The sequence below is a fragment of the Streptomyces sp. WP-1 genome (assembly GCF_030450125.1).
Classification (GTDB): domain Bacteria; phylum Actinomycetota; class Actinomycetes; order Streptomycetales; family Streptomycetaceae; genus Streptomyces; species Streptomyces incarnatus.
The window spans coordinates 2,100,901-2,125,245 of record NZ_CP123923.1 but is presented as its reverse complement, the minus strand read 5'-3'; the positions used below and the strand labels follow the sequence as shown (position 1 = coordinate 2,125,245).

Below are 24,345 nucleotides of genomic sequence, written 5' to 3'. Positions count from 1 at the left end.
CGCCTGAGTGGGTGCGTGAGCGGGCATCGTTGCTTCTGCTCTCGTCGGTCGTTAACGCGCCGGCGCTCTGAATGATTCCTATCGGTTGTGGCGTCCCTGCGCGCCGGACTCGTCGGACATCGCGTTCACGAGCGCGAGCAGAGCGTCGAGTCCTGCCTCCGACAGGCCATCGGCGCGAAAGGCCAGCGTGCGGACCTTGTTGTTCCCCAGGGCGACGGCGAACTCCATCTGGCGCCGCACCCTCTCCGAGACCTCCTCGTCGGTGAAGTAGTCCGGTGTGACGCCGAAGTGCTCGGCCAGGACGCGGAGATGGTCGCGGGTGACGTTCCGTTTCCGCCCCGTCGCCAACTCCCAGAGGTAGGTGGCCGAAAATGTACGCCCTGTGCTTTCGTGGATTTCTTCGGCGATTTTGCTGTAAGGGGGCCGGTTGCCCCGGTAGTACGCGTTGATGATGTCCTCAAGCCGCCGAGCCAGGGACGCCGGACCTGTGGTGCCCTTGTCATCGCTGCTGATACTGGCCAATTCTCCAACTCCTGTGTGCCACGCCGCTCCTGTGTCCCGTCAACAAGATATGGCACTCGATGTGCGCACAACCATTCCCGGAGGCCGTCCAGCCCTGAGCGCGGAGCCGGTACGCGTCGCGTGGCCGCCCTGACGCGGGAAATGAGGGCCCCAGCGGATCAGTTGACACCCTTTCATCCGCTGAGTACGGTTCCCGAGTGCTTGTGTCGGCCTATGCGTATGGGGAACGCCTGACGACCCGGTGACCCGCCACGCGTTCTTCGTCGGCACGTCCGGCGCCGCGGGGGTGCCGAGAGGGAACAGCACAGGGGGAACAGCAGGCATGACATCCGCTCCACAGCCAGACGAACTGCGACCACATGACCCACGAATCGCACGTGTCGAGTTGAGGAGATAGCGCAGTGGTCTGCCTGCGTCTCACGGTGGAAGATCTTTCCCGTATTCGCTTCGTCGACTCCCTCGGGCCGGACATCGAGGCCCGCTTCGCCGAACTCAGGTACACGGAGGTGCGACCGGACGAGCTCGCGGAGTGGCGCATGAAAGTACGGAGAAGGCTGCGGGGGCCGGGGTCGGCACCTCACGCCGACATCCGCCGCTTCCGCTCGGTGGCCGTCGTGCCCTTCTGGGGGCGCATACGGAACTACCTGCGGCTGGAGCGTGAGACACGCGGACGCGCCGTCCTCTCCGGCGGCGTCGAGGGTGTCCTCAACGAACTGCACCCGGACATCAGTTGGCGCGCCCCGCTGCTTCACGTGGACAACGAGCGGCAAGGGCATGGCATCGAGCTGTGCGGGCAGGGCCTGGTCATCGCCCCGTCGCTGTTCGCGCCCGGTCCCATGGTCCTGGACGCGCAGACCGGGGGCCACGACGCTCCCGTCCTTGTCTACAACGTCACGCCCACCACCGAATCGGCGGCCGGGCTCTGGCAGCAGGAGGAAGAGGACCGGGCCGCAGCTCTGAGCGAGCTCCTCGGACAGACCCGTGCGAACGTCCTGGAGACTTTGCAGGCTCCCGTGTCCATCGGCGAGATAGCGCGCCGTCTCGACCTCTCGCACCCTTCCGTCAGCAGGCACCTGGGCATCCTGCGCCGGTCCGGGCTGGTCTCCGCCGAGCGCCGCGACAACCTGACCATGCATCGGCTGACACACCTCGGTGAGGCGGTTCTCGGCCGGCAGGACTGACAGGCCGGACGGACAGCGGTCATAAGGGGGCGAATCCGGCCATGATGTTCGTTTGACGCTCCGGGGCCGGCGGATGTGACGTCGGCAGAAAGACCACGCATCACCCGCTCCGGGCGAAGGTCTCCTGATCCGCGGCTTGTGTGCGCATCCGCTCGGTCTTCGCGCAGTTCGCCGCGTTGCGTCCCGCAAAGGCGCCGGGAAACTGGCTGCGCGCTGCGGCGGCCGCCGAGCAGCGCGTCATGTCCGTCCGGACCGCAGGCGCGCGGCAGGGTTTTGATGCCGACGTACGACCGTTCCGCCCGCGCCCTCCCTTTCGAAGGCGCGGGCGGTCCGTGTCGGCCGGGACGTGGGTCAGACCCGGACGCCGAACATGAACGGCCCGCCGATGGTGTCCATCGACTCGTAGCGCACGACCGTGCCGGTGCGCGGGGCGTGGAGGATCTGGCCGTTGCCGGCGTAGAGGCCGACGTGGTGGAGGTCGTCGAAGAAGAAGACCAGGTCGCCGACCTGGAGCTGGCTCCGGGTGAGGCGGGTGCCGATGCCCGCCTGTTCCTCGGAGGTGCGCGGTATGTGGACGCCGGCCTGTGCGTAGGCCCAGGAGGTCAGGCCCGAGCAGTCGTAGGAGGCGGTGCCGGTGGCGCCGCGGAAGTACGGCTTGCCGAGCTGGCCCTGGGCGGCGGCGAAAGCGGCGGCGGCCCTGCCGGAGGCGGAGTTCTCGTCGCCGAGCTGCACCCGCTCGGTGGCGGAGCGGCTGGCCCGCTGCTGTTCGTCGGCGAGGGCCGTCTTCTCCTTGGCGGTCAAGGTGTTGAGCAGCTTCTGCGCCTCGGCCAGCTTGCCCTGCATCTCCTGCTTCTTGTGCCCCAGCTCGGTACGGGTGGTGGCCAGATCCTTGAGCTTCTCGGTGGCCTCGGCGCGCTGCTGGGCCAGTTCGCGCTGCTTGGCCTGGATCTTCTTCAGGGCGGCGACCTGCTGGCCGCTCAACTGGTCGAGCGTGGACGCCTTGTCCAGGAAGTCGTCCGGGTCGGAGGACAGGAAGAGCTGGACCGAGGCGTCGAGACCACCGGAGCGGTACTGCGCGCTGGCCATCGAACCCAGGCCGTCCCGCAGCTTGTTCAGCTCCTGCTGGCCCCGGGCGACACCGTCCTGGATCGCGGAGATCTCCTTCTGGAGCTTCTGCTGCTTCTCCTTGGCGCCGTTGTACTTCTCGGTCGCCTGCTCCGCCTGTTCGTAGAGCTTGTCGACCTTCGCCTTGACCTCGTCCTTGCCGGGTTTCTGGCCCGGTGCGGCGTTGGCGGCCTGCGCGCTCAGGGCGACGGCTGCGGCTGCGGCGGTGGTCAGTACGGTGACACGCGTTCGGCTGGGCTGCCTGGGTCGTCGATGGGAGGCCACGGGGGCGAACTCCTTGCTCCTTCAGCCGCCTGCCAGCACGGCGGTGGGCGGGACCCTCCGCCGTCACTCCGTTCGAGTGAGCACTGAAACGGGGGTTGGAGCATGACCTTAATGAATTTCTTACCATTGGATCAAACGTTTGCGTGGCCTCGCGGTCGGTCGACGGGACGCAGTCGCCTGAGGCAACGAGCGCACGGCATCGCGGAATTGGGCGTCCCTCACCGGCGGGACCGACCGCGTCGCCGGTGGCCGTGCCTCACATCGTGGCCGTGGTCTCGTCCAGGGCCGACAGTGCCGCGGCGGCCTCCGTCTGGCGTGGGCTGCGCAGTTCGGTGAGGTCGTCTCGCGCGGCCAGCAGGGTCGCGCGGGCCTCCGGGTGGCCCAGGGCACTGAGGACGTGGCCCAGGTCGAGGCGGGCCGGGGCGGCCCATGCGGGCATCTGGGCGGCGTCGAAGGCGGAGAGGGCCTGGCGGAGCGGGGGTTCGGCCTCGGTCCAGCGTTCCAGGGCGGCCAGGTCGTTGCCGATCTGCTGGCGGGCGACCGCGTGGTACAGCGCGATCAGCTCGTCCGTACGGCCCGGGATCCCCGCGCGGCAGATCCGCTCGCTGCGGCGGTGGGTCTCCAGCGCCTCCACCGGCTGACCGGCCTGACGGAGCAGTGTGCCGAGGGAGTTGAGGATCGTCAGCTCGGCCAGCCGGGCCTGCGCGGAGTCCTGCGAGGCCAGGCAGCCGGCCCCCGCGCGCAGCCGCGCCTGCGCCTGCGGCACCAGGCCCTGCCGGTGCAGCGCGCCCGCGCCGTAGCCGAGCGCCCAGCCCTCCTGGAGGCCGTCCCCGCAGTCGCGGGCCGCCGCGAGCGCGGCATCGGCGGTGGCCAGCGCGCTGTGCGGGTCGTAGGCGCACATGTTGTAGGACCAGGCGAGGTAGTTCAGGTGGATCGCCTCGTCCCGTCTGCTGCCCAGCAGGCGCGCGGAGTCGGCGGAGCGCTGGAACACCTCCACCCACTGCTCCCAGTGCTGGTTGAGGTCGGAGAACCAGTGCATCGCCTGCGCGGCGTCGAGAACCTGCTGGTGACGGCCGGTCTCATGGGCCCGGCGCAGCGCGGCGAGCCACTGGGCGCGCTCGGCCTCCAGCCAGGCCCGCGCCTCCTCCCGGCCGGCGGGGGCGCTGTCCGGGTCGGGGTCGCCGTCGTACGCACCGCCCGGAGGGCTCCCCTCGTGCTCCACGTCGAAGTGCAGCGCGGCCGCGGTGGCCCGGCGCAGCATCCACCGCGTGGTCCGGTCGAGGGCGGCGTCGCGAAGCTCGGGGGCGTCCTCAAGGGCGACCTGCTCGGCCGCGTAGAGCCTGAGCAGGTCGTGGAAGCGGTACCGCTCGGCGGTGGCATCGCTCTGCAGCAGCCCGGCGTCGGTCAGCTCCTCGGCGCAGGCGACGGCGTCGTCGTAGGACAGCCCGGCCAGCAGTGCGCCGGTCTCCGGGCTGAAGTCCGCACCGGCGGCCAGTGCGGCACGGCGCAGGAACGTCCGTACATCTGGGCGCAGTTGGCGGTACGACAGGGCGAACGCGGCACGCACCCGCAGGCTTCCGGCCTGGAGGCCGTCCAGTCGGCGGCCCTCGGCGGCGAGGCGGGTGACGAGCTTGCTCAGACGTTCGTGCGGGCGGCTGAGGAGCCGTTGCCCGGCGATCCGCACGGCCAGCGGCAGATGTCCGCACAGGTCGGCGAGGTCGCGCGCGGCCTGCGCCTCCGCCCGTACCCGGTCCGGGCCGATGATGCGGGTCAGGAGTTGGACCGCCTCCTCGCGCCGCAGCAGGGCCAGACCGGTGCGGTGGACGGACTCCAGACCCGCCAGGGAGTGCCGGCTGGTGACGATGGTCAGCGCCGGTCCGGAGCCGGGCAGCAGCGGGCTGACCTGGGACTCGTCGACGGCGTTGTCCAGCAGCAGGAGGATCCGCCGGTCGCCGGCCAGGGATCGCCACAGGCCCGCGCGGTCGTCGGTGCCGGCCGGTATCGCGGCGTCGGCGATGCCCATCGCGCCCAGCAGCCGGGCGAGCGCGTCCCGGGGCGTGGTCGGCTCGGGGTCCATGCCGTGCAGGTCCAGCGCGAACTGCCCGTCCGGGAAGTGCGGGGCGAGGCGGTGCGCGGCGTGCACCGCGAACGTGGTTTTCCCCAGGCCGGGTTGACCGGTGACCACGGTGACCGCCGGCCGGTCAGGACCGGTGTCCCGCGCCAGCTCCAGCAGCCGGCCGAGGGCCGGACCGCGAGCGGTGAAGTCCTTGATGTCGCGGGGCAGCGCCAGGGTGCCGGGGCCGGCCGGTCCGGTGGCGGTGCGGGGGCGCGGACGGCCCACGGCGGCGGACTTCTCCAGGTCGGCCGCCTCGGTGTCGTCCAGGCCCAGGGCCCCGGCCAGCATCTGGACCGTACGACGCTGCGGTCCCCGGGTGCGCCCGCGCTCCATGTCGGCCAGGGCCCGCACGCTCACCCCGGCGGCGTGCGAGAGCGCCTCCTGGCTCAGTCCGGCGCGGGTCCGCAGATGGCGCAGCCGCTGCCCGAAGTCTCCTGTGACAGGCGTGCCGTCGCGCACCGTCGAAGCCCCCTGACCGTCCGGCTCGTCCGGATGCGAGCCCCCGGCAGAAGTATGGCGGACGGCATTTCTGCCGGTGGAATCGCATGGGACGCGCGGGCCGGGGGTGGTGGACTCAACTCCGGGCACCGACAACCGAGTTGCCGTACCGCGCGCACGCCGGTCCCGGCGAGTTCGTGGGCACTCCGTCGCCCGGCTTCGCGCTCCCGCCGTACGACTTCGCGCGCACCCTCCGACCGACTGGCGGCCGGGTGGGGCGCGGAGAACCACGTAACAGGAACAGCACGACCTCAGGCCGGGGCGCCGAGCCCCGGCCCTTCACCACCCAACGGGGGAACCTCCATGAACGCGCTCCACCGCACCGCCCTGCTCGCCGCCACGGGCACGGTCCTCGTCCTGTCCCTCACCGCCTGCCAAGGTGACGGTGACACCAAGTCGGCGCCGAAGTCCGGCTCTTCGGTGACCGTGCGGCCGCCGAGCGGCAAGGCGACCGACGTGTCCGGTACGGCGGGGTCCACCAACTCGGCCGGTACGGGCAGCTCTTCCGGTTCGAACGGCTCCAACGGATCGTCGGGTGCGGCCGGTTCCCACCGCGGCGGCTCCACCGGGACATCCGGTACCTCCGGCGAGCAGGCGTCCGCCTCCACCCCGGTCTGCACCGCCGGGGACGTCCACATCACCGCCGCCACGCAGGGCGGCCCGCCGTACACCCACATCGTGCTCACGGCGAAGAACACCTCCCGCCACTCCTGCCGGCTGACCGGCTTCCCGCACATCCAGTTCCTGGAGAGCCACAAGCAGGACGTGCCGGCCGTGGCCAAGAGCAAGCCGGAGGCGCCGGTCGTGCTCGCGGCGGGTGACCCCGCCTACGCCCTGGTCAAGCTGTCGGACGGCGGGCGCGAGGAGGACAACGAGCCCGTGACCGCGTTCTCCGTCATGCTCGCGGGCGACCCGACGGTCATCGCCGTCACCGCGCCCGGCAGCGAGGGCATCGCCGTCGACCCGGCGAAGGCCCTCACCGGGTACTGGACCCCCGAACTCCGCAACGGCGCGGACGACTTCTGAGCCGCGCGGCGGGCCGGGGACCCGCCACACGCCCACGATCACACCGGTGTCGGTGTCGGTGTCGGTGTCGTGTTCCTGGCCCACGCCGGTGTGATCGCATCACGGTACGACGTCACCGCCGTCACCGAACAACCCTGCCCCCAAAGGGCGTTGACGATCGAACCCGGGCAGGATCAGAAACGTCCCGCCCGCCGTCGTCGTCGTGAAATCCAGCAGCGCGTCGGCGGCGTCCATGTGGGTGAGCGTGGCGGTGAACGTCCGCAGGTCGTTCTGGAAGCTGATGAAGAGCAGACCGGGGGCGGGCTCGTCGACGCTGTAGGAGCGGCGGAGCATGAGGCCTGCGCCGACCACGTTGGCGTGGGCCCTGCGCACATGGGCGTTCGCGGGGACCAGGTAGCGGCCGTCGGGCGTCTTGGCCCCGAGATCCGGACCCGAGGCGGCCGTGCCCCCGGAGAGCGGGACCCCGCTGGACCGGCGGCGACCGAAGACCGCCTCCTGCTCGGCGACCGACAGGGCGGCGAACCGCGGCAGGTCCAGCTCCATGCGTCGTACGACGGCCAGGGTGCCCCCGGTGACCGCGGGCGGCCCGGTCAGCCACAGGTCGCGGCGTTGTTCGGCGGCCGTGTGCGGACCCACGATGCCGTCGATGAAGCCCAGCAGGTTCCGCGGCGCGGCGAGATCCGTACCGACGGGCACGTTCGTACCGCGGCGCCCCGACTGCCGCCAGCGTTCACGGACGCGGTCACCGGCCCGGTCCAGGAGCGCGGCGGCGGCGACCGGGACGACCAGCGGGTCGCTCGCGCAGATCTGGAGCAGCAGGTCACCGCCGCGCGCCCCGGGGGCGATGCGTTCGCGGGAGAACCGCGGAAGGTCGGTCGCGCCGGGCAGCGAGGCACCGGCCGCACGCACCAGCCGGGGGCCCACGCCGACGGTCACGGTGAGGTCGCCCGGCGAGAGCCCCAGCAGCCGGGGGTCGGTCCCCGCTGTCAACGTACGGATGGACGCTCCGAGTTCGGCCAGCAGCGGTTCGACTGGCACGGTCGTACCGATGTCGGCGACCACGATCAGCAGGTTGCCCTGGGCCGGTTGGGGAAGCGTGACCCCCGCCTGGTGCGGGCCCAGCGCCGGGACCCGGGTCTCTGTCGTCCTGGCGGAAGCGCCGTGCCGCCCCGGCCCGTTGGCGTCCGCCGTGCACCCGGCCGTGAGACCCGCGGCCATCATGGCGCCGGTGACATCGAGGAACGCGCGGCGTGACGGGCGGTGATCGGCTCGGTGCATGGGGTGCAGGGTGCCACACCCGAAACGCCCATGCCGCTCAAGTTCCTTATTCCGGTGCGGAATTCGCCATCGTGCCAGACTGGGATCATGCCTCGATCAGCTCTTCGCCTGATGGCGGTGGCAGTACTCGGCGCGCTGGCGTTCGTGACCGGCTGCGGTGGTGGCGACGGAGGCGGCGGCGGTGGTGACGGCGGATCGGGCACGGGCCGGCGACCGGACGGCGCGCGGGTGACGATCCACGTGCCCGCCGACGCCCCGACCATCTCGGCGGCGGTGTCCCTGGCCCACCCCGGTGATCTGGTGCTGGTCACCCCCGGCGTCTACCACGAGTCGGTGCGGATCAAGACGCCCCGCGTCACCCTGCGCGGCGCGTCCCGGGACAAGGTCGTCATCGACGGGCGGCTGCGGCAGCCGAACGGGGTCGTCGTGGCGGCGCCCGGGGTGGCCGTGGAGAACCTGACCGTGGAGAACAACACGCAGAACGGGGTGCTGGTGACCGGTTCGGCGGCGGCGGTGGCCGGACTGCCGGGGCGAAATGGCGGCTACGACACGGGAGATGAGCCGGTCACCTTCCTGAAGTCGTTCCTGGTCTCGTACGTGACCGCGACCCGCAACGGGCTGTACGGCATCTACGCGTTCTCCGCCCAGAACGGCGTCATCGAGCACTCCTACACCTCGGGTGGCGCCGACTCGGGGATCTACGTCGGACAGTGCAAGCCGTGCCGGGTCGTGGTGCGGGACAACATCGCCGAGCTGAACGCGGTCGGATACGAGGGCACCAACGCGAGCGGCGACATGTACGTCGTCGGCAACCGCCTCGTCGGCAACCGCGTCGGCCTGACCACCGACTCCGACCACCAGGAGAAGCTGCTTCCGCAGCGCGGAGCCGTCGTCGCCGGGAACCTGATCGCGGACAACCAGCAGACCCGGACCCCCGAACAGGCCGACGGCGGCTGGGGGATCGGTATCGGCGTCGACGGCGGCAGCGACAACCGGTTCCTCCGCAACCGCGTCACCGGAAATACCAACGCCGGGTTCGTGATCACCGCGACCGCCGACGTACCGCCCGACGGCAACCGGATCACCGACAACACCTTCGCCGGCAACGGCGTCGACGTCGGCTGGACGTTCCCCACCGCCACGCACGGCAAGGGCAATTGCCTGCACGGCAATGCGCTTCGTACGACCGTGCCCGCGCGGCTCGCCACGACGGCGAGGTGTCCTGCGGCAGCCGACTCACCCTCCCCGTCTGGCACTTGGACGGCGCCGACGGGGCCCAGAGGCATCCCGTTCACCGAGGTGGCCGCGCCCGGCCCGCAGCCGCAGTTCCCGGATGCCACGACCACCGGCGCCACCGAGGTGCCGGCGGTTCCGGTGCTCCCGGACATCGCGAACATTCCCCTGCCGCCGACGTCACTGCTCGCCACCGACGCGCGCGTGCGGATCTCCTGAACGACGGGAACGGGAACGGGAACGGGAACGGGGGCGGGGACGGGGACGGGGACGGACCAGGCCGTGAGCGACGGGGTGGGGCCAGGCCGAGGACGACGGGGTCGGGCCCGGCCGCCACGCCATCTGCCGCCCCACCTCCTGCCTCCGGCCGCCCCACCGCCTGCCTCCGGCCACCCCGCCCCCCTGCCTCCGGCCACCCCATCACCCTGCCTCCGGCCGTCCCGCCCCTGCCATCGACCACCCCTCCCGCCCGCTACCCGGCCGGTGTGACCCCTGGTGCGGGCCGCACGGGAACGTATTTCCGGTCGTCGAAATCAATGACCACCGGCTGCGATTCGGAAGCCACGCTCGCCCGCACCCGATACATGGTCCCGTCCGCGCCGATCCAATACCGAACGGAATCCCCGGTATTGGATGTGGCGGCGGCTCCCGAAGTGCCTAATTTCGCATGCGCGTTCGGCCCGGTCATGACTTCCACCGAATGGCCACGCACCGTGTCCTGCCCGACCGTCTCCGCGCCATTCTGCGGCAGCAACTCCGCGTTGTCCGGCCGGTCGCTGCCCAGGCCGAGCGCGATGGCCAGCGAACTGTCCAGCGAGCTGCCGGACTTCTGGAGCGGGCGGCGGTACCAGCCGGACGCGGGCGGCGAAGGCGGTGCCGTGGCCGGGGCGTCGGCCATGGGGTGGACGAGTACGGCGGCGGCCGTCCACTGGATCAGCCCGTCACCGGACGTGTCGCGCCCGGCGCCGCGCACCACCCCGTACCCGATCCCGGCCCGGTAGTCGACGGACCCGGTGATCACCAGGCCACCGGCGGTGCTCGGCACGGTGATCGTCACCGCGCGCCCGCCCGCCTGATAGTTGAGGAAGCGCGTGATGGCGAGCCGGTTCGCCTCGTCCGGCGTCAGCGCGCGCCGGGGCGCCGAGTCACCGCCGTCGCCGATGAGGAAGAACGTCGTCGCCGCGACGGCCGCGAGGGCGAGCGCGCCCGCGACCCAAGCCGGTCCGCGCCATCGGCGGCGCCCGTCCGCCGTACCCCGCCGTAGACCTCGCTCGATTCTCTTGGTCCGCACGCGGCGCGATGCTAACAGCTGCCGCGGACGTGTCTTCTCTTTTCCCGTTTCGGTCATATGACGCGACGTCAACTTGTACTCTCCGAGCGGGGGTTGCCGTCATTCTGCCGCGTCGGGCGATGACGTAGACAACGCGAAGGAATGCGATGCCATTACGTAGGCTGCTGCGGGTGGGGCTGTCCGGTCTGTTATTGATGGGCGGCGCCACCGGTACGATCGCGACAAGCGCCGGGCAGGCCGGCGCCTCGGCCTCCGACGGCACTCTGACCGTCGAGACACTGCGGGACTTCTTCGGCACCGGTGTCATCAACACGACCATGGACGTCCCGCAACGGGGCATGAAGGTCGATGTCACCGACCCCGCCGGGCACCATGTCACCGGCGTCACGGACGCCACCGGAAAGGTCGTCGTCCAACCCTCCGACAAGGGGCTGTCCGGCGGCCGGTACCGCGTCGACGTCACCGTCCCCGCGCCCTACAGCGACTATCTGCGGGCGGCGCCGGCCTCGACGGCGGAGAACCACTTCGACAGCTTCACCTCGTTCGCGGACGTCGCGGGCGGCAAGGACGCCTCGGTGATCACCGGTGTCTGGGATGCCGCCGACTACGCCCTGCCGGACTCCCGGTACTTCGTGCCGGTCCAGAACGGCGGCAGCGGCACGGACACCCGGGCACTGGTGGCCTTCGGCACGGGCGCCCGCGGCAACTGCCCCGACAAGTCGGCGTGTCCGGACGTACTCGACACACAGGAACAGGTGGGCACCACGTTCGGGCTCGCCTACGACAAGGGCCGACAGCGGCTCTTCCAGGCGGAGTTCGCCCGGCGGTACACCAAGTACGGTCCCGACGGCGGCGATGCGATCTACACCGTGCCGGCTACCGGCGGGGGCGCCCCGAAGCTGTTCGCGAAGGTGCCGGGCGCCTCGGTCACCCCGCACGACACCGCCCGTCTGATCAAGGACGCGGGCTTCACCGACGCGCCCGGCAAGGAGAGCATCGGCGGGCTGGCCCTGTCCGAGGACGGCTCGACGCTGTACGCGGTGGACCTGCGCACGCGGTCACTGGTGAGCTTCGACGCGACCGGCACCTCCGCCTCGGCGCCCCGGGCGACCGTGCCGATCCCGGACCCGGGCTGCGCGGCGTCCGGCGACTGGCGGCCCTTCGGACTGACCACCCATGACAACACCCTGTACATCGGCGGGGTGTGCGACGCGGAGAGCACGCAGAAGCGCGATGACCTGAAGGCCGTCGTCTATACCTACGACGGCAAGCGGTTCACCCCGGTGCTGACCCACGCGCTGACCGACCAGCGCGGCAATGTGCTCAGCAGCGACGCCGCCTTCCCGCAGGCCCACTTCTGGAACCCGTGGAACGGCAGTCCGAAGGACTGGGACAGCTTCAAACTGAACGGTACGATGATCGACCCGCAGCCGGAACTGGCCTCCATGGCCTTCGCCCGCGACGGCTCGATGGTCCTCGGCTTCCGCGACCGGTTCATGGACATCGTCAGCTGGGGCGGCCTCGACCCGAGGCCGTCGAACGACGACGCCGAGAACGGCATGTCCGGCGGCGACATCAACATGGCCTGCGCCAAGCCCACCGGCGGATACGACTGGGAAGGCACCGGAACCTGCCCGAACCACGCCGCTCCCGCCGTCGACGGCGCCGAGGCGGCGGGCGTCGTCGAGTACTTCCCGGGCGACTTCTTCCCGAACGGCGGCTCCGCGACCCAGCCCGGACCGCACCAGGAGTCCTCGCTCGGCTCGGTCGCCTACATCCCGCAGCAGCAGTGGGTCGTCAGCACGCAGATGGACCCGACCGGCAACGTCATCACCGACGGCACCGGCTACTACGACATCACCACCGGCGCCGGGCCCGGCAACGCCCCGGCCGCCAACGCCTACCAGTTCATCGGCCCGAACCAGAACGGGTTCGGCAAGGCCGGCGGCCTCGGCGACATCGCGTACGCCGCGGCCAACGCGCCGATCCAGATCGGCAACGTGGTCTGGTACGACGGCGACCACAACGGCATCCAGGACGCCGGGCAGGTGCTGCTGCCGGGCGCGACGGTCAGCCTGCTGGACGCCGACGGCAAGCAGGTCGCCACGACGAGGACCGACGCCGACGGGGAGTACTACTTCGGCGGGGTCGGCGCGGACTACCAGCTGACGCCCGGCGCGAAGTACACCGTGCAGTTCGACGTGTGTACGGCGGACACCAGCGGCGTGCCGGGCCAACCCGCCGCCGACGACCTGAGGTTCACCCTCCCGCGCGTCGGCACCGACCGGGCCCACGACTCCAACGTGACCCCGCCGACCACCGGGCAGCTGTGCAGTGGGCAGGCGCCGGTCACCGCACCCGCGAGGCCGGGCGGTGTCGACCACACCATCGACGCCGGCGTGTACATCCCCAAGGCGAAGCCGCCGACCCCCACCCCGTCGCCCTCGGCATCCACACCCTCACCCTCGGCGCCGCCGACCGCCGCACCGTCCACCGGCCCGGCCCCGGGCGGCACCGATCAGGGCGGCGGCGGCCCCCTCGCCAGCACCGGCATGGCCGACATGGGGAGGATCCTCGCCCTCGTCGCCCTGCTGCTCAGCGCGGGCGCGGCAGCCGTCCACTTCGGCCGCAGGCGTCGTACCAGGCGCCCCTGACACATCCCGAACCCCTGGGGCCACCAGGCCCTTTACGACCCCCACGCCCCCTAGGGAAGACGGGCCGGTGCGCACCGCACCGGCCCGTCGCCACGACCACCCGACCTTCACGGGAGGGGGTGCCGCACCGCTGTCGACGTCGCCCTACCCGGCCGCCATGCCGACGACGGCGAGCAGCACGATGCCGACCACCAGGCACAGCGGGATCAGCCCGAGGATGCCCTGCAGCCGCTTGAACACCGACTTGCCCGGATTCAGCGGAGGCCGGTGCCCGGCCACGACCGGCTCCGGAATACGGCGGACCGTGGACAGCGCGCCGAGGTTGATCAGCAGCGTGATGGGCGTGATCACCACGGACATCGGCCCCCACCACCCCTGCACCATGGTGTCGGCCTGCATCTCCCGGAAGGTCGCCAGCGCACAGGGACGGCACATCGTCCCCCGGCGGCGCAGGGAACGCATGATGATCACCATGCCCTGATGCCCCCGCATCGTGACCTGCGCCGCGGGCCCGGCTCCGCACAGCTGGCACGCCTGCATCGCCCCACCGACCGGCATCCCACCGCTGTACGGCTGCGCCTGCGGCTGCTGGTACGGGCCGGGAACAGGGGCTTGCTGATACGGCCCCGGAGCGGCGACGGGCGCGTACTGCGCCGCCCCCGGCTGCGCATAGGGCCCCGGCGCGGGCGCGTACGCCCCCGGCACCTGGGCGTACGCCCCCGGCGCCTGCTGCTGATATGGCCCTGGAGCCTGCGGATACGGCCCCGGCGCCTGCCGAGGGTCGGGATACGACGGTGGCGTGCTCAACTGCGGCCTTTCAAATGGGCATGACAGAACTGAGTGGAACGGCACCGCAGCCTACTCATGCTGCGCAGATGAATTCGCCCCGAAGCCGTGCTGACTCGACGCGAGGAGCGTTCCGTACGCTCCGTCAGCGTACGGGCACAATCCGTGGATTGTACGGGGCGTCTTGCGCCACTCTGAGTGCTGTCGAGCGCGTTGACACAGCACAGCACGTACGCACCTGGAGGTGGCCGCGGATGGGGAACGGCGCGAGCGAGAACGAAGACGACCCGAATGCCTACCAGTTGGACCGGGAGCCCGATCCCTCCGACAGCCTGCGGACGTTCGGTGCCTTCGTCCAGGCCCTGCGCGAGCACGCGGGGTACAGCAGGGCCGAGTTCGGGGCGCTGGTCGGGTACTCCAAGTACACCGTCGAGTCCGTGGAGTACGGACGGCGCATGCCGGACAGGTCCTTCGTGGAGGGGGCCGACTCGGCGACCGGGAACACGGGCGCCCTGAAGAGGGCGGCGAAGCACCTGACGCGGAGCGACGTGGGGTTCGCGGCGTGGTTTCGGCAATGGGCCCGGCTGGAGCGGATCGCGGTCAGTCTGCTGACGTACGAGTGCCGGGTGGTGCCAGGGCTGCTGCAGACGGAGGCGTACGCGAGGGCGGTCTTCGAAGGGACCGTGCCCGTGGCGCCGGACGACCAGCTGGCGAACTTCATGGCTCAGCGAATGGAACGGCAACGAATGCTGTTCGAGCGGCCCACCACGCCGTTCGACTTCATTGTCGAGGAGCATGTCTTCCGGCGCCGGTTCGGGAACACCGAGCAGATGCGAGAGCTGTTCGACCACGTGCTGGAGCTGACCTCGCTGCGTAACGTGACGCTCCAAGTCGTCCCGCTGGAGAGCGGGCTGCACAGCTGTCTCGATGGCCCGCTTCAGCTCCTGGAGACACCGAAGGGCCAGCGACTCGCATACTCAGAAGGCCAGCAGAACGGTCGGCTGATCTCCGATCCCAAAGAGGTCAGTCTGCTCTACCGGCGCTATGACACACTGCGCTCGCAGGCCCTGAACGCCAAGTACTCGCGGGGTCTGTTGGAGCGACTGCGAGGAGAGCTATGAGCAGGACAGAACTGGCCTGGTTCAAGTCAAGCTACAGCGGCAGCCAGGGTGACGACTGCGTCGAGGTCGGCCTGGCCTGGTTCAAGTCAAGCTACAGCGGCAGCCAAGGTGACAGCTGCGTCGAGGTCGCCCTCGCCGAGCAGGCCGTTCACGTACGCGACTCCAAGGACATCACGCGCCCGGACTTCGCCGTCGGGCCGGAGGGCTGGACGCGGTTCGTACGGTACGCGGCCGGAATCTGAACCGAACGCGAGGCGTGCCCTGACCCCCGGGTGGGGCCGGTGGCACGCCTCTCGGCGTCCTAGGCCGTCTCGTACCGGTTCTGCTCCTTGACGACGCGGGGACGAAACGAGCGACGCCGTTTCCCATCTCCTTCCCTGAAGGCCGGGTACGCCAGGCGCGATGCGCGAGGTGACGATGGTCACCGTGCGCCGTGCTCCCTCGGGGTTTCGTCCGTGCGGCCTGCTCTGGTGGACCGGTGGTCGGCCGGTCGTGCCGGCTCAGGGCCGGTGTCGTAACTCTCCCTCGGAGCAGACCGAATGGACCCCGTCCAGAAGCTTCAACGTGCCCTGCTGATCCTGGTCGTCGCGGGGCTGGTCACCTACGTGGCCTTCCTCAACCCGCCGCTCGGCGTAGCCCTGCTCGTGGGCGTCGGCGTCGCCGTCTTCGTTCACCAGGTGCTGAGTTGAGCGTCCGGTCGCTCGAACTCGTGGTCCGAAAACGCACCGTACCGGGTCCGCCCCACGGCATGGATGGATGAAGCGGTGAACCGCCGCAGGACAGTGCCGAGTTGGCTGACCGACGGGAAGGACTGGTCCCTATGCGCAATGCCCCCGATGTTCGAGGGCCGACGGAGCCGAACGACCCACCGAGTATCCCGCCGGACTCCGTCCCCGTCCCCGGCACCCGTCCCGCCCCGGAGTCCAAGCCCCGTCGGTGGCTGACGGCCGAACAGGTCGAGGAATTGCGGCGGTTGAAGCCGTTCCTCGAAGGCATGGTGCGCCAGGCGCGCATGCAGTACATGCCGGAGGACCTGGTGCAGAGCTGCGTGCTCCAGCTGGTGCGCGCCTGGTCGAGGCCGGACTTCGCCCTGGACCGACGGGACGGCGGACGGGCCTTCGCGCGCAAGGTCATGCGCGATGTCATCGCGGACGCGGTGCGCGGCAGGGACCGTGATCTCTCGTCCCCGGTGCGCGAGTTCCCCGAGGTGCCGGTCGAGGCGGACGAGGGTGACCACGCACGGGAGGTCCGGCTCAAGGCCATCGACCGGTTCCTCGCCGAGAAGCTGACGGACAAGCTGTACCCGGTCGGCAGGCTCGCGATCGTCGAGGGTCTCGGCCAGGCGGAGATCGCGCGTTGCCTCAGGATCGACCGGCATACGGTGGGCCGCCGGTTCAAGGACGTGTGCAAGGCCCTGGAGCCCTACAAGGAAACGATCTACGACGAGGTACTGGGCGACGTGACGAGCTAGTGCCGCTACTCGGACTCACGGGAGGGGGCCCACAAGTCGCCTCCCGTGAGCCCAGGTTGGGTCCTAGCGACCCGGAGAACGACAAGGGTCACACACGCACCTCGGGAGGGAACACGCGGGATGTATCAAACATTCGAACTACTCCGCCAGGCGGCGGAGGCATGCCGGGCGCCGACTCGGCGGCCACCGGAGGAGATTGATCCGGTGAGCTGGGAGGCGCTGCTGGATCGCGTCGAGGATCAGATGGAGGAGGACGACCGAGACGGCGAAATCGTCTCGGCCGACTCGCTCACGCTTCATATCCGCTGAACGGCGATGAGGAGAACCAGCGGCCGGGGAATGCGCGGGGGGTTCGAGGCCAGATCCGCACGGGGGAGGGACCCGGGCTCGGACACGTAGCGCCGCGGCGGCTGGACACCAGGCCCGGCGTGCTGGCTCTTCGGGGGAGAGGGGCGGCACGCCGGGCAAGCGTCTGTTCTGCCGGGATGATCAAGCCGATCGAGCTCGTCATGTTCGATTGCGACGGTGTCCTGGTCGACAGCGAGCGCATCGCCGTCCGCCTCCAGGTCGTCCTCGGCGCCGCACTGGGCCGGCCGTTGAGCGAGGACGACGTCGTCGGCCGGTTCATCGGCCGCTCGCACGCCGCGATCCGCGCACAGGTCGCCGACCGGCTCGGCGCGGAGACCGCCGCGATCTGGTCGGAGCGTTTCGAGGAGCTGCACCACGAGGCCGTCGACACCGAACTCGCCCCCGTCGAAGGGCTGGTGGAGGCCCTCGACGCGATCACGCTGCCGACGTGCGTGGCCTCCAGCGGTTCCCATGACAAAATGCGGCACACTCTGGGCCGTACCGGAATGCGGCACACTCTGGGCCGTACCGGACTGTACGACCGGTTCGCGGGCCGCATCCAAAGCGCCTCCGAGGTCGCCCGCGGCAAGCCCGCGCCGGATCTTTTCCTCCACGCCGCCCGGAGCATGGGAGTCGAGCCGGCCGCCTGTGTGGTGGTCGAGGACAGCGGGCCCGGTGTGCGGGCCGCGCGCGCGGGGATGCGTGCGTGCGGGTACGCCGGGGGGGGGGGCTCACGCCCGCCGAGCGGCTCGCGGGACCCGACACCATCGTCTTCCACGACATGCGCAAGCTGCCCGCGCTCGTTACCGAGCAGTAACACGCCGCGCTGTCAGTGCCGTGCGCTTCACTGTCCGTCGTGGGGCTCACGCAAGCGCGGGCTTTCAGTAGCCGCCCAGCAAGGTCCGCACCCGGCGCAGGGTCTCCGGGCCCACCGCGCTGTGCCAGCGGGAGGGGTCGGCGGGGCGGCGGCCCCACAGGAGGAGGAGCCGGGTGGCCGCGTCGCTCTCGATGGTGGCGGGACCCTCCGGAGCGGCCAGGCGGATGCCGGCGGTGTCGGCGTCGGCGGTCAGCACGACGTCGTCCGTGCCGGGTGTACGCAGCCGGGCTTCGAGGCGTTCGTCCGGGCCGAGGTTCAGATCGGCTCGGCCGCGGGCCAGCAGGGGGCGGCCGACGGAGACGACGCTGTGTTCCGTCATCCAGGGCTCGTCGAGCGCTCGTACGGCCGTACGGTCGTCGCCGGTCAGGTCCCAGCGGTGCAGGATCAGCTCCTCGCGCATGTGCTCGGCGAAGAAGGGGGCCGTCACCGTCCGGCCGGTCCATGTGATCTCCGTGTCCGGCGAGAGGTCCCGCGCGGCGGCCGCGGTGATGTCCGTCAGGTGCGCGCAGTTGCGCAGGAAGGCCGACCAGAGGTCGGCGTCGGACAGGCGGCGGTAGGGGGCCTCACGGTCGAAGCCGCGGGTCTCCACAGGCGTGCCCGCGAGGAACGCCTGAAGGACACGGGCCAGTTCCTCGGCGTTCCCCGTCTGGTGGATCAGCACGTCCCGTACCGTCCACGCCTCGCACCACGTGCCGTCGTCGGGCCGCCGCGCCTGCACGGCGCGGACGAAGGGGACGAGTTCCGGCAGGGTCTCGGCGACCTCGTTGGGGATCATGCGGCCATGGGTGACCGGGGCGGGGGGTCGGCCAAACCGGCCGGACGACTCAGCTCGTGCCCGTGTCGGCGACCAGGTCCGTGAGGCGGTGCAGCAGCGTGACCAGCAGGGCGCGCTCGGCCGGGGTGAACGCCTCGTAGGCGCGCGCCTGGCGCTCGCGCAGATGGCTCCGGAGCACGGCGAGCCGCTCGGCGCCGTCGTCGGTGAGGCTGACGAGGACGCGCCGTTCGTCCTCGGGGGAGCGGCGGCGTACGACGATCCCCTTCGACTCCAGCTGCTGGAGCATCCGGGTCGCGGTCGGGACGCTGACGTCCGCGCTGCCGGCCAGCCGGCCCACCGGCAGGTGCGGCTCCGTGGCCAGCGGTTCGAGGAGGGCGACCTGGGGGAGGGAGAGGCCGCCGTAGCGCTCCGCGCCGGTCGTACGGGCCCGGCGCATCGCGAAGAAGAGGGCGTCGGCGGCCTGGGAGATCTCCTCCGCGCCGATGTCGCCGTGCGCCGTCGGCCGGGAGGTGTCGGCCGTCGGGGGGCGGTCGTCGTCCGCGGTCGGCCGGTCGCCGATGCCGTCGCCGTCGCCGTCGTCGAAAAGGTTGTTGCGTCTGTCACTCACGGGTGCTACTTTAGCAAAGCAATCGTTAGCAGACTAAATGTTAGGAGGGTAAGAGGGGATGGCCGCTTCTCGACGTATCGATGTCCACCAGCACCTCATTCCAGGGGCCTATCGGGAGGTGATGGAGCGGCATGGCGCCACAGCCGCGGGCTGGCCCACCCCCGCATGGGACGCGGAGAGCGCGATCGCGATGATGGACCGCCGCTCGATCGCCACTGGTGTCCTCTCGGTCAGTTCGCCGGGCACTCACTTCGGTGACGACGCGGAGGCGCGCGCGGTGACCCGGAGTGTCAATGAGTACGGCGCGGAGCTGGTCAAGGACCGCCCCGACCGCTTCGGACTCTTCGCGAGCCTTCCGCTGCCGGACGTGGACGGCGCACTCGCCGAGGCCGCGTACGCACTGGACGAACTGCGTGCCGACGGCGTGGTGCTGATGTCCAACGCCCACGGCCGTTACCTCGGCGACAAGGAGTTCGCCCCGCTCTGGGAAGAGCTGGACGCCCGCGGCGCCGTGGTGTTCATCCACCCCACCGGCTCGGCCCTGCCCATGCTCGACGGCCTGCCCGGCCCCGTGGTCGACTTCCCCTTCGACACCACCCGCACCGCGCTGCACATGGCGGTCAACGGGGTGATGAGCCGGCACACCCGGATGAAGGTGATCCTCTCCCACGCGGGCGGCTTCCTGCCCTACGCGGCCTGGCGGTTCACCGCCGGCGCCCAGTTCAACCCCGGCACCACACCCGAGGGCATCCTGGCCGACCTGCGGCGCTTCTACTTCGACACCGCCCTCTCCGCCAGCCCGTCCGCCCTGCCCTCCCTGCTCGCCTTCGCGGCTCCGGGCCATGTCCTCTACGGCAGCGACTGGCCCTTCGCGGCCGAGGAGTACGGCACAGTCTTCGACTCGATGCTCGACGGCTACGACGGATACGAACCGGGACGGCTCGACGCGATCAACCGGGGCAGCGCTGAGGCCCTCTTCCCGAGACTCCGGGCGGCCTGACCGGTCGCCTTGGAGCGCGGGGGAGCGGCGGTACGGCTCCGGTCGTGCTCCCCGTCTCAGCCGGGGTCGGCCGGTCTGCGCGGGTGGGTGCCGGTCGGTAGGTGGAGCGGGAGCGGTGGTGCTCTTCGCCGGGGCCGGGGCCGGGGGCGGTGCCTGTGCTGGCGCCTGGGGCGGGGGCGGGGGCGGACATGGAGTCTGGGCGGCGGTGGGGCCTGGTCTCGGGGCCAGGGTCGAGGGGCGGGCCCGGACCTGGCGGGGCCGGGGTGGGCCGGTGGCGGGTCAGGCCGACGGGGTGCGGAGGGCCAGGACCGCCATGTCGTCGTGGCCGTCGCTGGGGTGGTGGTCGGCGAGGGCCTGGACGAAGTCGTCCAGGGGGAGGGAGGCGTACTCGGTGACGAGTTCGGACAGTTCGGCCAGGCTCTGGTCGATCGGGTGGTCGGGGTGTTCGACCAGGCCGTCGGTGAAGAAGACCACGGTGGCGCCGGGTGGCAGGGGACACGAGTGGTCGGGGCGGGGCAGCCCGGGGTCGACGCCGAGCGGCAGGCCGGGATCGGCGAACAGGTACTCAGGCGGGCGGCCCGGCGCGAGCAGCAGGTGCGGGACATGGCCGGCGCTGCTCCAGGTCAGCCGCCAGCCTGCCCCTTCCGGTTCGATACGGGCCAGCGTGGTGGTGGTGATGGGGTTGTCGGTGATGGCCTGAAGGGTGTGATCCAGTTGGGACAGGATGGTGCCGGGCGCGCTGGCCCGGTCGAACAGCAGGGCGCGCAGCATATTGCGGGTGGAGGCCATGGCGGCCGCGGCCGGCAGATCGTGGCCGACCACGTCCCCGATGACGACCGCCACGACATCGCCGGGCAGCGGGATGGCGTCGTACCAGTCACCGCCGAGCTGGCTGGGCTCGGCGGCGGGCCGGTAGACCGCGGCGGCGGTGAAGGGGCGCAGATCGGGCAGGGTCGGCAGGAGCAGGCGCTGGAACTGCTCGGCGCCCTCGCGGACCCGTTCGAAGAGGCGGACGTTCTCGATGGCGATGCCGGCGGCGCCGGCCAGGGCGATGACCACGCTCTCGTCGTCGGCGTCGAAGGGCTCTCCGTCCTGGCGCTCGGAGAGATAGAGGTCGCCGTAGATCTCGCCGCGGACGCTGATGGCGACGCCGAGCAGGGTGCCCATGTACGGATGGTTGGGCGGGAAGCCCACGGAGGACGGATGGGCGGCGATGTCGTCGACCCGCAGCGGCTCGGGGTGGTGGATCAGCTCGCCGAGGACGCCCCGGCCATGGGGGAAGTCGGTTCCGGCGAGGGCGGCCCGTTCCTCCTCGGTGAGTCCGGCGGTGATGAACTGCTCCAGCTCGTCGCCGGAGGGGGCGAGCACCCCGAGGGCTCCGTAGCGGGCGCCCACCAGATCCATGGCGGTGGTCACGATGCGGTAGAGGACCGAGGGCAGTTCGTTCTCACGGGTGATGGCGACCACCGCGTCCAGCAGGCCCTGGAGCCGGTCCATGGCGTCCAGCAGGCTGCGCATCTGCTCGTCCATGCGGCCCAGCTCGGTCCGCAGGCGGACATGCAGGGCGGAGTCCTCCGGCGGCCTCGGCGACGCCCCGTTCTCGGGCCCGGCCATCAGGGACTCCCCGCGGCCGGACGCCCGGACTCGGAGCGGTACATCGCGCCCTCCTGGGGTGACCCTGAGTCATCAGCGGCCGGGGCACGGCACGGCGAAACTGGCCTTTCGGTCATCTGTCAAAAAATAGGGCAGTGTGCGCCGTCCCACCGCTCGCCCGGGGCTGCGACACGCGGGCGGACCTCGAAACATGGGCGCGGCGGCCGCCCCGGACCGAGGCCCCGGGCTCTCGAACGCGGCCGGGTACGGCCCAAGTGATGGGATAACTCCCCGCTCAAACAGGTCAGTTGAGGCAATCACGGAGCGTGGTGCGCTGTGCTGGCCTCTTGGATTCCGTCCATGGACCGATGACGGCCACGCCGGTCGAGCACAGCTCCTTCCATCTCGCTTTCCTGGACGGTCTGTTCAGCCCGCGCCCACAAGCCCCCACCCACCCGGACCCGCGCAGCTCGGTCCTCCCCGTCCGAGGCCACTCCCGCCCTCCCCACCCGGCGCACCCCCTCCCCACCCAATGCGACCCCCACTCCCCCCGGCCGAAACTCGCCCCAGCCTCCCCCCCCAGCACCGCCTGCCCTCCCTCCCCCCAGCGCCCCACTGCCCCTCACCCAGCCCCCTTCCCCCAGCGCCCCCTCCCTCCCCACCCAGCCCCCGCTCCCCCCTCCCACACCCCCTCCCGCCCCCGCCCCCCGCGCCCTCGTGTGTCCCGGTCGGCCGGGGTCGGGAAGGGATGCGATGGTGGAAACAGGGCAGGTGGTCGGTCTGGTGAAGGCAGGCAGGGAGGAGCACGATGGACTGGCGCGCGTTCGCCGAACGGATGGCAGCTCTGGCGCGGGATCTGCTGGCGCAGGAGACGGTCACCGACACCCTGGAGCGGATCACCCGCTCCGCCACCGAGCTCGTGCCCGGCTGTGACGCGGCCGGGGTCCTCATCCTGCACGCCAAGGGCGTCCGCACCCTCGCGCCGACCGACCAGGTGGTGATCGACAGCGACCAGTTGCAGGAGAGCCTCCAGGAAGGACCCTGCTACGACGTCGCACGCCCCGAGAGCGACGAGCGGGTGTTCCGGATCACCGATTTCCGCGAGGAGCACCCGGGCTGGCCCCGCTATGTGAGACAGGCCCGCGAGCTGGGGCTCGGCAGCATGATGGGTTTCCTGCTGTACACCGAGGAGGAGGACCTCGGCGCGCTCAACCTCTACTCCCGCAGTCCGGGCGCCTTCGGCGACGCCAGCGAGACGGCCGGCTGGCTGCTCGCCTCGCACGCCGCCGTCGCCTTCTCCAGCGCCCGTACCCACGCCCAGCTGGAGCAGGCCGTCGCCACCCGGCACGTCATCGGCGAGGCCATGGGCATCCTCATGGGCAGCCGCGACCTCACCGAGGACCAGGCCTTCGCCGTGCTGCGCCGCTACTCCCAGGACAAGAACGTCAAGCTCCGCGACGTGGCCCGGCGGGTCTGCGAGCGGGGCGGCCTCGGCTGACCGGACCCCGGCCGACCAAAACCCAGTCGACCAAAGCTCAGTCGACCAAAGCTCAGCCGATCAAGACTCAGCCGACCGGATCCGACCGGCTCCCGCCGCCTCCCCCGAACGCCCCCAGGATCCGTTCCGCCGCCAGCGTCGCCGTCAACTTCCCTTCCCTGACCTGCCGTTCGAGCTCCGGGGCCGCCGCCCGTACCGCAGGGTCCGCGTGCAGCCGGCCGAGGAGTTCGTCGCGGACCATCGCCCAGGTCCAGCCGACCTGCTGGTCCCGCCGCTTGGCGGCGAGCCGGCCCGTGGAGTCCAGCAGCGCCCGATGCTGCTCCAGCCGTTCCCACACCGTGCCGAGGCCCGTGGACTCGCGCGCGCTGCAGTGCAGCACCGGCGGGGTCCAGAACGCGTCCTTGCCGTGCATCAGCCGCAGCGCGCCCGCCAACTCCCGTGCCGCCGCCCGCGCGTCGCGTTCGTGCGGGCCGTCCGCCTTGTTGACGGCGATCACGTCGGCCAGCTCCAGGACGCCCTTCTTGATGCCCTGCAACTGATCGCCGGTGCGGGCGAGGGTCAGCAGCAGGAAGGTGTCGACCATGTCGGCGACCGCCGTCTCCGACTGCCCGACGCCGACGGTCTCCACGAGGATCACGTCGTAGCCCGCCGCCTCCATCACCACCATCGACTCCCGGGTGGCCTTCGTGACCCCGCCCAGCGTGCCCGCGCTGGGGGAGGGCCGTACGAAGGCCACCGGGTCGACGGACAGCCGTTCCATCCGCGTCTTGTCGCCGAGGATGGAGCCGCCGGTGCGGGTCGAGGAGGGGTCCACGGCGAGGACCGCGACCCGGTGGCCCAGCGAGGTCAGCATGGTGCCGAACGCGTCGATGAACGTCGACTTGCCGACCCCCGGCACCCCGCTGATGCCGATCCGCCGGGCCCGGCCGCTGTGCGGCAGCAGCCGGGTCAGCAACTCCTGCGCCAGCACCCGGTGCTGCGGCCGGGTGGACTCGACGAGGGTGATGGCGCGGGCCACCAGGGCCCGCTTCCCGTCGAGCACACCCTTCACGTACGTGTCGAGATCGATCGGGGCCATCGC

20 protein-coding genes and 1 pseudogene are annotated in these 24,345 nt (G+C 71.2%); 11 read left to right on the top strand and 10 right to left on the bottom strand.

The genetic code is table 11. The annotated features are described in order from the left end of the window. Positions 1 to 78 precede the first annotated feature (78 nt). Positions 79 to 522 (bottom strand): hypothetical protein, encoded by a 444-nt coding sequence (locus QHG49_RS09050; RefSeq protein WP_301488455.1) that lies wholly within the window; start codon positions 520 to 522, stop codon positions 79 to 81. Positions 523 to 944: 422 nt separating this feature from the next. Here QHG49_RS09050 and QHG49_RS09045 point away from each other — a divergent pair, with 422 nt between their 5' ends. After that, on the top strand, positions 945 to 1,703 hold the full coding sequence (locus QHG49_RS09045; protein WP_301488453.1) for a helix-turn-helix transcriptional regulator: 759 nt from the start codon (positions 945 to 947) through the stop codon (positions 1,701 to 1,703). A 351-nt stretch (positions 1,704 to 2,054) separates the two neighbouring features. On the opposite strand, the gene QHG49_RS09040 is transcribed toward QHG49_RS09045, so the two are convergent. Together QHG49_RS09040 and QHG49_RS09035 are read right to left on the bottom strand one after the other, a co-directional pair. After that, entirely contained in the window at positions 2,055 to 3,092 is a 1,038-nt protein-coding gene (locus QHG49_RS09040; RefSeq protein WP_159705816.1) for a C40 family peptidase, read from the bottom strand. Between the two features lie 256 nt (positions 3,093 to 3,348). After that, positions 3,349 to 5,667 carry a helix-turn-helix domain-containing protein gene (locus tag QHG49_RS09035; protein ID WP_301488450.1) on the bottom strand — a complete coding sequence of 773 codons (2,319 nt, stop codon included), beginning with the start codon at positions 5,665 to 5,667 and terminating at the stop codon, positions 3,349 to 3,351. A gap of 342 nt (positions 5,668 to 6,009) precedes the next feature. Here QHG49_RS09035 and QHG49_RS09030 point away from each other — a divergent pair, with 342 nt between their 5' ends. Further along, positions 6,010 to 6,732, top strand: a complete 723-nt coding sequence (locus QHG49_RS09030) for a DUF4232 domain-containing protein (protein ID WP_301488448.1) — start codon at positions 6,010 to 6,012, stop codon at positions 6,730 to 6,732. A 99-nt stretch (positions 6,733 to 6,831) separates the two neighbouring features. On the opposite strand, the gene QHG49_RS09025 is transcribed toward QHG49_RS09030, so the two are convergent. After that, the gene (locus QHG49_RS09025) at positions 6,832 to 8,010 is read right to left on the bottom strand and encodes a Dyp-type peroxidase (protein WP_301488447.1); all 1,179 of its coding nucleotides are present in this window, start codon (positions 8,008 to 8,010) and stop codon (positions 6,832 to 6,834) included. Between the two features lie 87 nt (positions 8,011 to 8,097). On the opposite strand from QHG49_RS09025, the gene QHG49_RS09020 reads away from it, so the two are divergent. After that, on the top strand, positions 8,098 to 9,462 hold the full coding sequence (locus tag QHG49_RS09020; protein ID WP_301488445.1) for a right-handed parallel beta-helix repeat-containing protein: 1,365 nt from the start codon (positions 8,098 to 8,100) through the stop codon (positions 9,460 to 9,462). A 253-nt stretch (positions 9,463 to 9,715) separates the two neighbouring features. Here QHG49_RS09020 and QHG49_RS09015 read toward each other — a convergent pair whose 3' ends face one another. Next, positions 9,716 to 10,534: a hypothetical protein gene (locus QHG49_RS09015; protein WP_236576491.1), complete on the bottom strand. Its 819-nt coding sequence runs from the start codon at positions 10,532 to 10,534 to the stop codon at positions 9,716 to 9,718. 146 nt (positions 10,535 to 10,680) lie between these two features. Between QHG49_RS09015 and QHG49_RS09010 the strand changes: the two genes are divergently transcribed. Beyond that, positions 10,681 to 13,188 carry an SdrD B-like domain-containing protein gene (locus tag QHG49_RS09010; RefSeq protein WP_301488442.1) on the top strand — a complete coding sequence of 836 codons (2,508 nt, stop codon included), beginning with the start codon at positions 10,681 to 10,683 and terminating at the stop codon, positions 13,186 to 13,188. A gap of 144 nt (positions 13,189 to 13,332) precedes the next feature. On the opposite strand, the gene QHG49_RS09005 is transcribed toward QHG49_RS09010, so the two are convergent. Beyond that, positions 13,333 to 13,746 carry a hypothetical protein gene (locus QHG49_RS09005; protein WP_301488440.1) on the bottom strand — a complete coding sequence of 138 codons (414 nt, stop codon included), beginning with the start codon at positions 13,744 to 13,746 and terminating at the stop codon, positions 13,333 to 13,335. 482 nt (positions 13,747 to 14,228) lie between these two features. On the opposite strand from QHG49_RS09005, the gene QHG49_RS09000 reads away from it, so the two are divergent. The 5 genes and pseudogenes from QHG49_RS09000 to QHG49_RS08980 all read left to right on the top strand — a co-directional run bounded on the left by QHG49_RS09000 (position 14,229) and on the right by QHG49_RS08980 (position 17,731). Then, a complete protein-coding gene (locus QHG49_RS09000) occupies positions 14,229 to 15,095 on the top strand; it encodes a helix-turn-helix transcriptional regulator (protein ID WP_301488439.1) in 867 nt (288 codons plus the stop codon). After that, positions 15,092 to 15,337: a DUF397 domain-containing protein gene (locus QHG49_RS08995; RefSeq protein ID WP_301488437.1), complete on the top strand. Its 246-nt coding sequence runs from the start codon at positions 15,092 to 15,094 to the stop codon at positions 15,335 to 15,337. Before QHG49_RS09000 ends, QHG49_RS08995 begins: the two co-directional genes overlap by 4 nt. Before the next feature lie 297 nt (positions 15,338 to 15,634). Continuing rightward, positions 15,635 to 15,784: a hypothetical protein gene (locus QHG49_RS08990; protein ID WP_301488434.1), complete on the top strand. Its 150-nt coding sequence runs from the start codon at positions 15,635 to 15,637 to the stop codon at positions 15,782 to 15,784. Between the two features lie 284 nt (positions 15,785 to 16,068). Beyond that, entirely contained in the window at positions 16,069 to 16,566 is a 498-nt protein-coding gene (locus QHG49_RS08985; protein ID WP_301488432.1) for a sigma-70 family RNA polymerase sigma factor, read from the top strand. A 485-nt stretch (positions 16,567 to 17,051) separates the two neighbouring features. Further along, positions 17,052 to 17,731: pseudogene (locus QHG49_RS08980) on the top strand (HAD family hydrolase). Between the two features lie 64 nt (positions 17,732 to 17,795). Here QHG49_RS08980 and QHG49_RS08975 read toward each other — a convergent pair. Together QHG49_RS08975 and QHG49_RS08970 are read right to left on the bottom strand one after the other, a co-directional pair. After that, on the bottom strand, positions 17,796 to 18,566 hold the full coding sequence (locus QHG49_RS08975) for a maleylpyruvate isomerase N-terminal domain-containing protein (protein WP_301488430.1): 771 nt from the start codon (positions 18,564 to 18,566) through the stop codon (positions 17,796 to 17,798). Between the two features lie 49 nt (positions 18,567 to 18,615). Then, positions 18,616 to 19,173, bottom strand: coding sequence for a MarR family winged helix-turn-helix transcriptional regulator (locus QHG49_RS08970; protein ID WP_301488428.1), 558 nt, complete (start codon positions 19,171 to 19,173; stop codon positions 18,616 to 18,618). A gap of 58 nt (positions 19,174 to 19,231) precedes the next feature. Between QHG49_RS08970 and QHG49_RS08965 the strand changes: the two genes are divergently transcribed. Continuing rightward, positions 19,232 to 20,173 carry an amidohydrolase family protein gene (locus QHG49_RS08965; protein ID WP_159705834.1) on the top strand — a complete coding sequence of 314 codons (942 nt, stop codon included), beginning with the start codon at positions 19,232 to 19,234 and terminating at the stop codon, positions 20,171 to 20,173. A gap of 279 nt (positions 20,174 to 20,452) precedes the next feature. Here the strand turns inward: QHG49_RS08965 and QHG49_RS08960 are convergent, their stop codons facing one another. Beyond that, positions 20,453 to 21,787: a PP2C family protein-serine/threonine phosphatase gene (locus QHG49_RS08960; RefSeq protein ID WP_301488425.1), complete on the bottom strand. Its 1,335-nt coding sequence runs from the start codon at positions 21,785 to 21,787 to the stop codon at positions 20,453 to 20,455. A gap of 787 nt (positions 21,788 to 22,574) precedes the next feature. Between QHG49_RS08960 and QHG49_RS08955 the strand changes: the two genes are divergently transcribed. Then, positions 22,575 to 23,264 (top strand): GAF and ANTAR domain-containing protein, encoded by a 690-nt coding sequence (locus tag QHG49_RS08955; RefSeq protein WP_159705836.1) that lies wholly within the window; start codon positions 22,575 to 22,577, stop codon positions 23,262 to 23,264. 67 nt (positions 23,265 to 23,331) lie between these two features. Here the strand turns inward: QHG49_RS08955 and meaB are convergent, their stop codons facing one another. Further along, complete coding sequence (gene meaB, locus QHG49_RS08950) at positions 23,332 to 24,342, bottom strand: methylmalonyl Co-A mutase-associated GTPase MeaB (RefSeq protein WP_301488422.1); 1,011 nt, start codon at positions 24,340 to 24,342, stop codon at positions 23,332 to 23,334. Positions 24,343 to 24,345: the final 3 nt, after the last annotated feature.